Origin of the sequence: Pseudonocardia kunmingensis, from assembly GCF_006716445.1 — a bacterium.
GTDB classification, from domain to species: domain Bacteria; phylum Actinomycetota; class Actinomycetes; order Mycobacteriales; family Pseudonocardiaceae; genus Pseudonocardia; species Pseudonocardia kunmingensis.
In genome coordinates this window covers 1,454,624-1,466,762 of record NZ_VFPA01000001.1, presented here as the reverse complement: position 1 = coordinate 1,466,762, position 12,139 = coordinate 1,454,624, and the positions used below count along the sequence as shown (strand labels likewise).

Below are 12,139 nucleotides of genomic sequence, written 5' to 3'. Positions count from 1 at the left end.
GACCGCCGGACGAGCGCCCGCGTCGCTCCCTCCACCGACGCGGGCGCCGTCCGTCGCGGGCGTGAGCTCACTCCGGCCGTCGGTCGGCCACGTGGGCGGGCGCCGGGGCGTCGGCGGGCAGGGTCGGGCACGGCTCGGGGGCACCGAACACCGTGCGGACCGGCAGCACGCCCGCCCAGCGGTCGCCGGCCGCGACGTCGGCCTCGTCGTCGGCGGGTGGGCCGGTGCGGACCTTGACGCTGGCCTCGGTGAGGTCGAGGGCGAACACCGCGGTGGCAGCGAGCTCGCGCCGGTCGGGCTCGCGGGCGTGCTCCCAGGACCCCGGCGAGAGCTGCTCGACGATCGCGCGCAGCGCGGCCAGCTGCTCGTCGCGGTCGGTGACGTGCCGGACCGGCCCGTGCACGACCGCGCTGCGGTAGTTCATGGAGTGGTTGAACACCGAGCGGGCGTAGACGATCCCGTCGAGGTGGGTCACGGTCAGGCAGACGGGCGCGCCGTCGGCGATCCGGAGCCAGCCCGCGCCCGTGGAGCCGTGCACGTAGACGGTGTCGTCGATGCGCCCGTAGCCGGTGGGGATGACGACGGGGGCGCCGTCGCGGACGAGGCCGAGGTGGCAGACGAGCCCGGCGTCGAGCACGGCGTGCAGGTCGGCTCGTTCCGTGCGGGCGCGCTCGCGGTGCCGGGTGACGGTGGTGCGGTCGGTGGTCGAGAGGCTCACCGCACCATCCTCGTCGCTGCGGTGGCATCGTGGCAGGGCCACTTCTTCCCGACTTCGGAAGGCCACTCGTGGACCTGCCGCCGCTGCCGCTCGACCGTGACGCCGGTCGTCCGCTCGCCGCCCAGCTCGCCGACGGGCTGCGCGCCGCCACGACGGGTGGCGCGCTCCGCGCGGGGGACCGGCTCCCGTCCACGCGGGCGCTCGCGGCCGCGCTCGGCGTGAGCCGCACCGTGACGGCCGCCGCGTACGACCAGCTGCTCGCCGAGGGCTGGGCGGAGGGACGGCGCGGGTCGGGGACGTTCGTCGTCGGCGCACCCGCCGCGTCCCGCACGCCGGTGCCCGCGGCGACCGCCGCCGTACCCGAAGGCGACGCCGGCCTCGTCGACCTGAGTGCCGGGAGCCCGTGCGTCGGCGCGCTGGACCGGGCGGCGTGGCGCCGGGCGTGGCGCGCGGCCGCCGATCCGGCACCCGATGTCATGCCCGACCCCGTGGGACTGCCGGAGTTCCGGGCCGTGGTCGTCGAGCACCTGTTGCGCCACCGCGGCCTGCCCGCCCACCCCGCTGACGTGCTCGCGACCGGGGGCAGCACGGCCGCCATCGGCGAGGTGGCGCGCACGCTGCCCCCCGGCGCCCGCGTCGCGGTGGAGGAGCCGGGCTACCAGCGGGCGGTCACGGCGTTGCGGGACGCAGGCCTCGAGGTCGTCGCCGTGCCGGTCGACGGCGCCGGGCTCGTCGTCGAGGCCGTCCCCGCCGGGACCGCGGCCGTGTACTGCACCCCGGCGCACCAGTACCCGCTGGGGGCGCGCCTGTCGGCGACGCGCCGCGTCGCCCTGGTGGAGCGGGCCCGCGCCGAGGGCTTCCTCGTGCTGGAGGACGACTACGACGGCGAGCTGCGCTACGACGTGGCGCCGCTGCCGCTGCTCGCCGCACTCGGCCCGGACGTCGTGGCGCACCTGGGCACGGCCAGCAAGCTGCTCACCCCGACCCTCGGCGCCGGCTGGCTGGTCGCCCCGCCCGCCGTCCGCGCCGCGGTGCTGGCCGTGCGCGGCCGCACCGGCGGGCGTCCGGCGCGGGCGGGTCAGCGCGTCTTCGCCGCGTTCGGCGCGCACGGCGACCTGGCCCGCCACCTGCGGCGGCTGCGCCGGGAGCTCTCGGGCCGCCGCTCCGCGGTCGTCGCCGCGGTGCACGCCGCCGGGCGGGCGGTGGAGGGTGACGCCGCAGGCGCGCACGTGCTCGTCCCGCTGCCCGGCGCGGCCACCGAGCGCGCGGTCGTGGCCGCGGCCGCGGCGAGCGGGGTGGCGCTGGACGGCCTCGGGCGCCACTACGCCGCCCCGCCGGCCCGGGCGGGGATCGTGCTCGGGTACGCGGGCCCGGGCTCCGACGAGCTGGAGTGGGCGCTGCCGCTGGTCACCGAGGCGCTCCGGCGCTGAGGTTCACACGTCGGCGTCGACGGCGTTCCGCACGACCTCGAGCAGGCCGGGGAAGCGGGCGTCGAGGTCCTCGCGCCGCAGCGTGTGCAGGATCGTGCGGCCCTCCCGCCGGGCGTGCAGGACGCCGCTCTCCCGCAGGATCCGCCAGTGGTGGCTCGCCGCCGACTTCGGCACGTCGGGCAGCGTGGTGCCGCAGGTCAGCTCCTCGCCGTCGGCGAGCCTGCGCACCACGCGGAGCCGTACCGGGTGGGCCAGTGCGTCGAGGACCGACTCGAAGCGGATCTGCTCGCGGGTCGGGTGGCTGAGCGTCTGCACGGTTCAACAGTACGTGAACTTGCCAAAGGTTGCGGTCATGCTGTCTCATAGTTCAGCAACATTTGAACATTAGGAGGGCGCATGAGCGCTTACATGATCATCAGTGTCACGCCGGAGGACGAGGAGGGGTTCGCGGAGTACGAGAGGCGGACGCTCGCCGTCGTGGAGCGCTTCGGCGGTCGCCCCGTCGCCCGGGACACCGCCTCGTTCGCCCTGGAGGGCGCCGTGGCGCCCGGGATCGCCGTGATCCTCGAGTTCCCGAGCAAGGAGCACGTGCGGGCGTTCTACGAGTCCGAGGAGTACGCGCCGCTCAAGGCGTTCCGGCACGCCATCGCGCGCGCGGGAGCGCTGGTCATGGACGTGGCGTAGCGGCCGGGCCGTCCGTCCGCCCGTGACCCGTCGGGGGGCGTTGACTGCGGCGCGGCATCGCCCCTAGCCTTCCCCACATTGGTTCGACCAATCGTGAGGAGGTGGGCGGGTGGGTGTGGACCTGTCATTCCTGATCCGCAGCCTCGCGGAGCAGGCGGTCCCCGAGCCGCGAACCGGCCGGCTGCGGCTGCCGACCGAACGGGAGCTCGGTGCCGGCCTGGAGGTGAGCCGGGGTGCGTTGCGCGAGCAGTTGTCGATGCTGGAGGCGCTGGGTTTCCTGGAACGCACCCAGGGCCGGGGCTCCTACCTGCGGGTCCCGGATGCGGGGTTCCTGCAGCTGTCCTTCGACCTGTCGCAGCAGCTCGGCCAGCTGACGCACGAGCAGTTCGGCGCGGCGCGGGAGATGCTGGAGATCTCCGTCGCCGAGGCCGCGGCGGGCCTGGCCACCCCCGAGGACGTCGCGGCGCTGCGCGGGCTCGTCGACGAGATGGTCCGCGCCGCCGACGCGGGCGAGGAGCACCGCGCACTCGAGGCCGACCTGGAGTTCCACCGCCGCCTGTTCGCCGTGGTGGACAACCCGATCTTCACCATGCTGCGCAACGGGCTGGCGCACGTCCTGCGCGACGCCGTCGTCGACCGCAGGCGGCTGGCCGCGGAACGCGAGCAGGCGCCGGCCGGCACGCCACGTCCGTCCGACGCCGTGCACCACGAGATCGTCGACGCGCTCGCCGCCGGGGACGGCGACGCGGCGCGCACCGCCATGCGCCGCCACTTCCTGGTGTGGCGCGACGCCACCGGTACCCCCGAGGAACCCACGGACGGGAAACTGCCATGACACCGAAAGACGTCACCTTCGTCGGCATCGGGGCCATCGGCCTGCCGATGGCCGGCCGGTTGGCCGCCGCGGGCCACCGCACCACCGGCGTGGACCCGCTCCCCGCGGCCCTCGAACGGGCCGCCGCCGCGGGCCTGTCCGCCGTGTCGCGCTTCCCCGAGGCGCCGCGGGCCGAGTTCGTGATCGTGATGGTCGCGACGCCCGACCAGCTCGCGGCGCTGGTGAGCGAGGCGCTGGCCGGGGACGTGGGCGGGCAGCGCTGGGTCGTGATGAGCACGGTCGGGCCGGACGCGGTGCGCGCGGAGGGTGAACGGCTGCGCGCCGCGGGGGCGAGCGTGCTCGACGTCCCCGTCACCGGCGGGGTGGCGCGGGCGAAGGCCGGCGAGCTGACGATGTTCGCCTCCGGCCCCGCGGCCGACGTCGCCGCGGCGCGCCCCGTGCTCGAGGCGCTCGGCACCGTGCGCGAGGTCGGCGGCGAGATCGGCGAGGGGCAGGCGATCAAGGTCGTCAACCAGCACCTGTGCGCCGTCCACATCGTGGCCGCCGCCGAGGCGCTGGCACTGGCCGACGCCCTCGGGCTCGACCAGGAGCAGGTCCTCTCGCTCGTCGAGCAGGGCGCCGCCGGGTCGTTCATGCTGTCCGACCGCGGCCGGCGGATGCTCGCGGGCACCGACGTCGAGGTCGCCAGCGCGGTCGGGATCTTCGTGAAGGACAGCGGGCTCGTCGCCGACGCCGCTCGTGCCGTCGCGGCCGAGACCCCGCTGCTCGACGCCGCGCGCGACCGCTACCTGGCGGCCGCCGAGGCCGGACTCACCGTCCGCGACGACTCACGCGTGATCGAGACCTACTCGGGAGGCAGGCGATGACCCCGTTCCCCGCCGAACGGACCGTGCTGCTGACGGGCGCGGCGTCCCCGCGCGGCATCGGCCGCGCCGCCGCCGACCGGATGGCCCGGGAGGGCTGGGCGGTCGCGGTGCTCGACGTCGACGCCGGCCAGGCCGAAGCCGCGGCGGCCGAGATCGGGCAGGCCCGCGGCGTGCCGGTGCTCGGCGTCGGCGCGGACGTCTCCGACGAGGCGGCGGTCGACGCGGCCGTCGCGCGGGTGGAGGCGGAACTGCCGCCGCTGGTGGGGCTGGCCAACCTGGCCGGGATCAGCTCGCCCACGCCGTTCATGCAGGAGACGGTGGCGGGTTGGGACCGCGTCTTCGCGGTGAACACCCGCGGCACGTTCGTCGTCACCCAGCGGGTGCTGCGCGGCATGATCGACCGGAAGCTCGGCCGCGTCGTCAGCGTCTCGTCGGTGTCCGCCCAGCGCGGCGGCGGCACCTACTCGAAGGTGGCCTACAGCGCGTCGAAGGCGGCGGTCATCGGCTTCACCCGTGCGCTCGCCCGGGAGGTGGGGGAGCACGGCATCACCGTGAACGCCGTGACGCCCGGGCCGATCGACACCGACATCATGGGCGGCACCCTCACCGAGGAGCGCAAGGCGGCGATGGCGGCCGACACCCTGCTGGGCCGGGTGGGCACCCGGGAGGAGGTCGCGGCGCTGATCGCGTTCCTGCTCGGCGAGGAGGCCGGCTGGATCACCGCCGCAACCTACGACATCAACGGCGGGCTGCAGATCTCATGACGAGCGAGTCCGCGCTGCTCGCCGGCTACCCGACCGAGGTGCCGGTCCCCGCGAGCGAGGTGGCCGCCTCGGTCGCCGCGGCGGGGCGCACCCTCGTCGTGCTCGACGACGACCCGACCGGCACCCAGTCCGTCGCCGACCTCCCGGTGCTCACCCGCTGGTCGGAGGCGGACCTGCGGTGGGCCCTCGAGCAGGACGCGCCCGCGGTCTACGTGCTGACCAACACCCGCAGCCTCGACCCGGAGGAGGCGGCGGCGCGCAACCGGGAGGTCGTGGCCAACGCCCTCGCCGCGGCGGACGGGCGCCCGCTCGGGTTCGTCAGCCGCAGCGACTCCACGCTGCGCGGGCACTTCCCGCTCGAGCCGGAGGTGATCGCCGAGGAGCTCGCGCGCGTCGGCGTGCGCACCGACGGCGTCGTGGTCGTCCCCGCGTTCCCGGACGCCGGGCGGGTCACGATCGGCGGCACCCACTACATGCGGGGCGGCGGCGGGAGCCTCGTCCCCGTGGCCGAGACGGAGTTCGCGCAGGACGCGACGTTCGGCTTCACGCGCTCGCACCTGGCCGAGTACGTCGAGGAGAAGTCGGGAGGTCGGTACGCGGCGCGCGACGTGGTCGTGCTCGACCTCGGCGTGGTCCGCGGCGGGGCCGACGGCATCGCGGACGCCCTCGCCTGCGTGTCCGGCGGCGTCCCGGTCGTCGCCGACATCGTCACCGAGAACGACCTGCGGGCGCTGGCCCTCGGCCTGGCCGAGGCGGAGCGGCGGGGAAGTCGCTGCTGTACCGCGTGGGCCCGCCGTTCGTCCGCGGCCGGATCGGGCAGGAGGCGCGGGCGCCGCTCACCGCCGAGGAGGTGTACGGCGGGACGCCGCGACCCGGCGGTGGGTTGATCGTCATCGGCTCGCACGTCGGGCTCACCACGCGGCAGCTCGACGCGATGCGCGAGGGGCGCCCGGACGTGCGGACCGTCGAGCTGCACGTCCCGCAGCTGCTCGGGGACGCTCCCGCCGAGCTCGACGCCGTGGTCGCCGACGTCGTGGCCGGCCTCGCCGAGGGCGACGTGGTGCTGCACACCAGCCGCGACCTGGTGCGGGGGGACTCGGCGGGCGCGAGCCTGCGGATCGCCCGCACCGTCTCGGCCGCGCTCGTCGAGGTCGTGCGGCGCACGCTCGCGCAGCGCCCGCCCCGGTTCGTGATCGCCAAGGGCGGGATCACCTCGTCGGACGTCGCCGGGGAGGGCCTGCAGATCCGCCGCGCGGTCGTCCGCGGCCCGATGCTGCCCGGCATCGTCTCGCTCTGGGAACCGGTCGACGGACCGGCCCGGGGCATCCCCTACGTCGTGTTCGCGGGGAACGTGGGGGACGACCGCTCCCTGCTGGACGTCGTCCGCGTCCTGAGCGGGGCGCCCTGAGCGGGCTTTCAGCCCTGGTGGGGGTGGCGGGAGGTCGTCGGCGGGACGAACGTCTCCTTGATCGTGCGGGGGCTGGTCCAGCGGAGCAGGTTGAAGATCGAGCCGGCCTTGTCGTTCGTGCCGGACGCGCGGCCGCCGCCGAAGGGCTGCTGGCCGACGACCGAGCCGGTCGGCTTGTCGTTGATGTAGAAGTTGCCCGCCGCGAAGCGCAGGGCCTCGGACGCCGTGGCGACGGCCGCGCGGTCCTGGGCGATGACCGCCCCGGTCAGCCCGTACGGGGAGCCCTGGTCGACGTGCTGGAGCGTGCGCTCGAACTCGTCGTCCTCGTACACGTTCACGGCCAGCAGCGGGCCGAAGTACTCGGTGGAGAAGACCTCGTTGCCCGGGTCGCCGCCGACGACCACGGTCGGCCGCACGAAGTACCCCGTGCTGTCGTCGGCGGTGCCGCCCGCAATCACCTCGAGGCCGGGGTCGGAATGGGCGCGCTCGATCGCGGTGGTGACCTTGTCGTAGGCCCTGCGGTCGATGACCGCGCCGAGGAAGTTGCCGAAGTCCTCGACGTCGCCCATCGGCAGCGCCTCCACCTCGGCGACGAGGTCGTCGCGCAGCCGGGCCCACAGCGAACGCGGCACGAACGCCCGGGAGGCGGCCGAGCACTTCTGGCCCTGGTACTCGAACGCGCCGCGCACGAGCGCGGTGCGCACCACGTCCACGTCCGCCGAGGCGTGCGCGACGACGAAGTCCTTGCCGCCGGTCTCGCCGACCAGGCGCGGGTAGCTCGCGTAGCCGGCGATGTTCGCGCTGACCTGCTGCCACAGGTGCTGGAATGTCGCGGACGAGCCCGTGAAGTGGATGCCGGCGAGCGCCCGGTCGGCCAGCAGCACCTCGGAGACCTCGCGGCCGTCGCCGGTGAGCAGGTTGATCACGCCGGGCGGCAGGCCCGCCGCCTCCAGCAGGCGCATCGTGTAGTGCGCGGCGAGCGTCTGCGTCGGGGACGGCTTCCAGACGACGGTGTTGCCCATCAGCGCCGGCGCGGTGGGCAGGTTCCCGGCGATCGCGGTGAAGTTGAACGGCGTGATCGCGTAGACGAAGCCCTCCAGCGGGCGGTAGTCCATGCGGTTCCAGGCGCCGGCGGCGCTGTGCGGCTGGTTCTCCATGAGCTGGCGCGCGTACGCCACGTTGAAGCGCCAGAAGTCGGCGAGCTCGCAGGCGGCGTCGATCTCGGCCTGGATGCAGGTCTTGCTCTGGCCGAGCATGGTGGCGGCGTTGAGCCGGTCGCGCCACGGCCCGGACAGCAGGTCCGCGGCGCGCAGCAGGATCGCCGCGCGGTCCTCGAACGGCATCGCGCGCCACGCGGGCGCGGCCCGCAGCGCGGCCTCGACGGCCGCCTTCGCCTCGCCGTGGCCCGCGTTCGCCGCGGTGCCGAGCACGCGGGCGTGGTCGTGCGGGGCGACGACGTCGAACCGCGCGCCGCCCGCCATCTGCTGCTTGCCGTCGATGGTGACCGTCAGCTCGTGGTGGCGGCCGCCCACCTCGGCGAGTGCGGCCTGCAGGCTCGCGCGTTCCGGCGTGCCCGGCGCGTAGTCGCGCACCGGCTCGTTCCGCGGCGTCGGCGTGGTGGTGATCGCGTCCATGGCAGGGGCTCCCGGGGTCGGAGGGTGCCTAGAACCCTAGGAAGGAGCGCCGCTCCGCGAGTCGTCCGAGCAGACGACGATCCGGCTGGGCGGTTGTCCGACCGGACAACCGCCCAGAACGGTCATACCTGCCGGGCGAGCAGGGCGTCGAGCGCGGCGTAGCTCTCGTTGAGCCCGGTCGCCATGCCGGAGCCCAGCATCCCGTCGCGCTCCTCGGTGGTGTGGAACAGCGAGGTCGTGGTGACCCGGGTGCGGCCGTCGCCCAGGTCGGTGAACTCGGCGGTCTCGACGATCACGTGGCCCGGCATCCCGTCCCACTCGAACGTCTGCACGATCCGCTCGTGCGGGACCACCTCGCGGACGCGGCCCTCGAACCCGCTGTCGCCCTCCGGGCCGTGCTCGACGATCCGCCAGCGCCCGCCGCGCTCCACCTCCATGCGCTCGATCGTGAGCTTGTTGCCGCGGCCCCACCACTGCGCGAGCAGGTCGGGGTCGGTGTAGGCCTGCCACACCCGCGCGACGGGTGCCGCGAAGTCGCGCTCGACGCGGATCTCGCGCTCGGCCGGGGTGGTGATCGTCGCCTCGCTCATCGTCCGTCTCCTCTGTCCCGCTCGAGGAACTCGCCCAACCGATCGAGGCGGGCCTCGAGCATCTCCTGGTACCGCGCGATCCACGCGGTCTCGTCCTGCAGCCGGCGTGGGCCGAGCCGGCACCGCCGGACCCGGCCGACCTTCTCCGTGCTCACCAGACCCGCCTCCTCGAGGACGCGGATGTGCTTCTTCATCCCGGTCAGCGTCATCCCGAACTGCTCGGCGAGCTCGGTGACGGATGCCTCCTGCCTGCCCAGGCGCTCGAGGATGCCGCGGCGGGTCCGGTCGGCCAGTGCGTGGAAGGAGTCGTCGAGTCCGTCCGAACACTGAACCATGTGGCTCAGTATTTGCGGGGCGCGCGAGGCTGTCAAGCCGCCGTCCGCTCGCGACTCACACCGGAGTGGCGGGTTCGGAGGCGTAGGCCTCGTGGAGGAGCCGGGTGAACCCGGGGTCGTCCGCCAGCCGGTGCTCGCCGAGGCGCGAGACCGGGATGGCCGGGACCCAGGAGTTCATCACCACCGCGGACATGCGGTCCGTCAGGTCCGACCGGCGGATCTCCCGGGACCGCTGGGGAACTCCACGGGCGTCGAGCCGGCGGGCCAGGGTCTGCATCGTCACCCCGGGCAGTACCGCGGCCTTCGGCCAGATCACGGAGTCGCCGTCCCAGAACGCCAGGTTCCAGATGGTCGCTTCGCTCAGCCGGCCGGCGCGGTCCTCGAAGGCGGCGTCGTCGAAGCCGCGGGTGTGCGCCCTCCTGAGGAAGTGCGTCTTGGCGACCTCGCCGACGTGCTTGATGTGGGGCAGGTAGCGCTCGTGCCCGACGACGTCCAGCGCCAGTGGCCCCGCGGGCGGCTGCGCGGGCTCGGTGATCCGGACGACGACGTCGAGGCTCCCGTCGGGGTCGGCGGGCAGGAACTCCCCCGGGCGTGACGTGACGACGAAGGTCAGCGACGAGTCCGGCGGACCGGCATCGATCGCGGTCCGCAGGTGCTCCCGGATCCGGGAGTCGGGCAGGTGCCGGTCGAACAGCTCGTCGCTGGCCGTCCGGAGCCGGTCGAGGTGCAGGTCCAGGGACCTGACGGACCGATCACGGACCTGCATGGCGGTGAAGTGGGCGTAACCTGCGAAGGCCAGCGGCGCGAGGTCCTCGGCCGTGGCGGCCCGACCGTTGAGGTGGGCGATCGAGATCGACATACCGCGAACGTAGGAGTTGACACCAGTGTCACAGGCAAGTCGCCAGGCGCGCGAGTTGCTCCGCGTCGGGGACCTGGCGGCACGCACGGGGGTGAACCCGCGGCTCCTGCGCTACTACGAGAACCAAGGGCTCATCGAAGCGGCTCGGTCCTCGACCGGCCAACGGCTCTTCGACGCCGCCGCGGTGGAGCAGGTCCGCTACGTCCGGCAGCTGCTGGACGCCGGGCTGCCGACGCGCGTCATCCGCGAGCTCCTCGGCTGCATCCGGGAACCGGGTCGCCTGGAGCCCTGTGCGGTGCCCACCCTCGTCGAGCACCTGCGCGCGCACGACGAGCGGATCGCGGGCCTCCTCGGCACCCGCCACGCGCTCCAGGGTCTGATCGACTCCTCGAGCCCCGCTCGGTAGCCCTCCGAGATCAGGAGCGCTCGCGCAGGGCGGCCAGCAGCTGCAGGTGGTGCACCAGCCGGGCTCGCGGGTCGCCCAGCCGCAGGCCGGCGATGGCGGTGGCCCGGCGCACCCGGTAGCGCAGCGTGTTGGGGTGGACGGTGAGCTTCTCGGCCGCGGCCCGGACGTCGCCCATCGCGTCGAGCCAGGCCACGACCGACGTGACGAGGTCGGTGCGGTGCTCCCGGTCGTAGGCCACGAGCCGGGCGATGCCGGGGTCGTGCAGGTCGGGGCCGGCCTCCAGGAGGTCGAGGGTCTGGGTGAGCAGCACCTCGGCGCGGATCTCGCCGAACACCGCGACGTCCTGCGCGTCGCCCATCGCGCCCAGCACCCGGTCGGCCTCGCGGCGCGAGTCCGGTACGCCCGCGAGCCCCGGCACCGGCGACCCGAGCCCCGCCTGCACGCGGACCCCGCTGCGGCGGCGGGCGGCCGTGACGACCTCGGCGCACATCGTCCTGAGCGCCGCGTCGGTGCGCTGCACGCCGGGCAGCACCGCGTACACCCGTGACTCCACCGCGGTGCACAACGCGGCCCTGCGGTGGCCCGCGGCGTGCACCGACACGATCTCGGCGAGCTCGGCGAGGCCCAGGTCGTGGGTGGCGGGGTCGCCGTCGCGGACGGCGAACGCGACGACCAGCGCGCCGGCGTGCTCGTCGAGGCCGAACGTGCCGGCGACGAGGTCCGGGCTCGCGCGCCCGTCGAGCAGCCCGGCCACCAGGTCGCGTTCCCAGCGGCCGCCGGGCGTCTGCTGGCTGCGCCGGCGCACGAGGTGTCCCGCCGCCACGCGCGCCGCCCCGACCAGCACGTCGGCCGCGCGCTCGGCGAACGGCTCCGCCCCCTCCTGCACCCAGATCGTCCCCAGCTGGCGGGAGCCCGCGTGGATGCCGACGGCCAGCCGGCGCCGGATGCCCAGATCGGCGTGCTCGTCGACGTGGACGACGTCCTCGCCGGCGCGCAACCGGTCGAACACGCCCCACTCGCGCAGCATCCGCAGGTAGGCCGGCGGGCCCTGGCGGCCGAGGATCGACAACCTGCGCAGCTCGTCGACCTGCGCCGCGTCGTCGTCGGAACGGGAGTAGGCGAGCACGCGGCTGGCGGTGTCCTCGATGCTCACGACGCCGCGGGTGAGCAGCGCGACGGTCTGCGCGAGCGAGAACAGGTCGCCCGGACCGTCCTCGCCCGCGGCCCCGCCCTCGTGCAGCACGTCCCGCGCGAGCGACTCGAGCCGCTCCCAGCGCACGTCCGGCCGCACGAGCAGCAGGGCTGCGCCCGCCTCCGTCGCGGCGGCCTGCAGCACGTCGGTGGCCCCGCCGGCCTTCACCGCGACCGCCGCGGCTCCGCGCCGGGCCGCGGCGCGCAGCGCCGCCGTCGCCGCCCGGCCGCGGACCCCGATCACGAGGACCAGCTGGCCCGGATAGCGGTCCGGCTCGTCGTCGGGGTCGACGATCGCGAGCCCGGTCAGCGCGACGTCCAGGCCCGCCGGCGTCGCAGCCACCTCGACCAGCGGCTCGCCGATCGCGGCGAGCAGCTGGCGCAGCGTCGTGTCCACGGCCGGCCTCCTCGAGCTGCTC

Annotated in this window: 15 protein-coding genes; 8 read left to right on the top strand and 7 right to left on the bottom strand. The window is 75.0% G+C overall.

The genetic code is table 11. From position 1 onward, the window contains the following. Positions 1-67: 67 nt before the first annotated feature. Positions 68-718: a pyridoxamine 5'-phosphate oxidase family protein gene (locus FB558_RS07035; RefSeq protein ID WP_142049278.1), complete on the bottom strand. Its 651-nt coding sequence runs from the start codon at positions 716-718 to the stop codon at positions 68-70. 68 nt (positions 719-786) lie between these two features. Between FB558_RS07035 and pdxR the strand changes: the two genes are divergently transcribed. Continuing rightward, positions 787-2,148 carry a MocR-like pyridoxine biosynthesis transcription factor PdxR gene (gene pdxR / locus FB558_RS07030; RefSeq protein ID WP_142049276.1) on the top strand — a complete coding sequence of 454 codons (1,362 nt, stop codon included), beginning with the start codon at positions 787-789 and terminating at the stop codon, positions 2,146-2,148. A gap of 3 nt (positions 2,149-2,151) precedes the next feature. Here the strand turns inward: pdxR and FB558_RS07025 are convergent, their stop codons facing one another. Then, entirely contained in the window at positions 2,152-2,463 is a 312-nt protein-coding gene (locus FB558_RS07025) for an ArsR/SmtB family transcription factor (RefSeq protein WP_142049273.1), read from the bottom strand. A gap of 81 nt (positions 2,464-2,544) precedes the next feature. Between FB558_RS07025 and FB558_RS07020 the strand changes: the two genes are divergently transcribed. The 6 genes from FB558_RS07020 to FB558_RS43850 all read left to right on the top strand — a co-directional run bounded on the left by FB558_RS07020 (position 2,545) and on the right by FB558_RS43850 (position 6,705). Then, a complete protein-coding gene (locus FB558_RS07020) occupies positions 2,545-2,832 on the top strand; it encodes a DUF1330 domain-containing protein (RefSeq protein ID WP_142049270.1) in 288 nt (95 codons plus the stop codon). Between the two features lie 115 nt (positions 2,833-2,947). Then, entirely contained in the window at positions 2,948-3,667 is a 720-nt protein-coding gene (locus FB558_RS07015; protein ID WP_211366163.1) for a FadR/GntR family transcriptional regulator, read from the top strand. After that, positions 3,664-4,533 carry an NAD(P)-dependent oxidoreductase gene (locus tag FB558_RS07010; protein WP_142049267.1) on the top strand — a complete coding sequence of 290 codons (870 nt, stop codon included), beginning with the start codon at positions 3,664-3,666 and terminating at the stop codon, positions 4,531-4,533. Before FB558_RS07015 ends, FB558_RS07010 begins: the two co-directional genes overlap by 4 nt. Continuing rightward, a complete protein-coding gene (locus FB558_RS07005) occupies positions 4,530-5,297 on the top strand; it encodes an SDR family NAD(P)-dependent oxidoreductase (protein ID WP_142049264.1) in 768 nt (255 codons plus the stop codon). The genes FB558_RS07010 and FB558_RS07005 overlap by 4 nt, the downstream gene beginning before the upstream one ends. Then, positions 5,294-6,184: a four-carbon acid sugar kinase family protein gene (locus tag FB558_RS43855; RefSeq protein WP_211366160.1), complete on the top strand. Its 891-nt coding sequence runs from the start codon at positions 5,294-5,296 to the stop codon at positions 6,182-6,184. Before FB558_RS07005 ends, FB558_RS43855 begins: the two co-directional genes overlap by 4 nt. Further along, on the top strand, positions 6,148-6,705 hold the full coding sequence (locus FB558_RS43850; RefSeq protein WP_211366157.1) for a nucleotide-binding domain containing protein: 558 nt from the start codon (positions 6,148-6,150) through the stop codon (positions 6,703-6,705). Before FB558_RS43855 ends, FB558_RS43850 begins: the two co-directional genes overlap by 37 nt. Before the next feature lie 8 nt (positions 6,706-6,713). Here FB558_RS43850 and pruA read toward each other — a convergent pair whose 3' ends face one another. The 4 genes from pruA to FB558_RS06980 form a co-directional block, all read right to left on the bottom strand. Continuing rightward, a complete protein-coding gene (gene pruA / locus FB558_RS06995; protein ID WP_142049261.1) occupies positions 6,714-8,339 on the bottom strand; it encodes an L-glutamate gamma-semialdehyde dehydrogenase in 1,626 nt (541 codons plus the stop codon). Between the two features lie 122 nt (positions 8,340-8,461). Beyond that, a complete protein-coding gene (locus FB558_RS06990; RefSeq protein ID WP_142049257.1) occupies positions 8,462-8,929 on the bottom strand; it encodes an SRPBCC family protein in 468 nt (155 codons plus the stop codon). After that, complete coding sequence (locus FB558_RS06985; protein WP_142049254.1) at positions 8,926-9,264, bottom strand: ArsR/SmtB family transcription factor; 339 nt, start codon at positions 9,262-9,264, stop codon at positions 8,926-8,928. The genes FB558_RS06990 and FB558_RS06985 overlap by 4 nt, the downstream gene beginning before the upstream one ends. A gap of 55 nt (positions 9,265-9,319) precedes the next feature. Beyond that, positions 9,320-10,123 carry an aminotransferase class IV family protein gene (locus FB558_RS06980; RefSeq protein ID WP_142049251.1) on the bottom strand — a complete coding sequence of 268 codons (804 nt, stop codon included), beginning with the start codon at positions 10,121-10,123 and terminating at the stop codon, positions 9,320-9,322. 55 nt (positions 10,124-10,178) lie between these two features. Here FB558_RS06980 and FB558_RS06975 point away from each other — a divergent pair, with 55 nt between their 5' ends. After that, the gene (locus tag FB558_RS06975; RefSeq protein ID WP_142049248.1) at positions 10,179-10,529 is read left to right on the top strand and encodes a MerR family transcriptional regulator; all 351 of its coding nucleotides are present in this window, start codon (positions 10,179-10,181) and stop codon (positions 10,527-10,529) included. A gap of 10 nt (positions 10,530-10,539) precedes the next feature. Here the strand turns inward: FB558_RS06975 and FB558_RS06970 are convergent, their stop codons facing one another. Further along, positions 10,540-12,117, bottom strand: a complete 1,578-nt coding sequence (locus tag FB558_RS06970; protein WP_170231211.1) for a PucR family transcriptional regulator — start codon at positions 12,115-12,117, stop codon at positions 10,540-10,542. Positions 12,118-12,139: the final 22 nt, after the last annotated feature.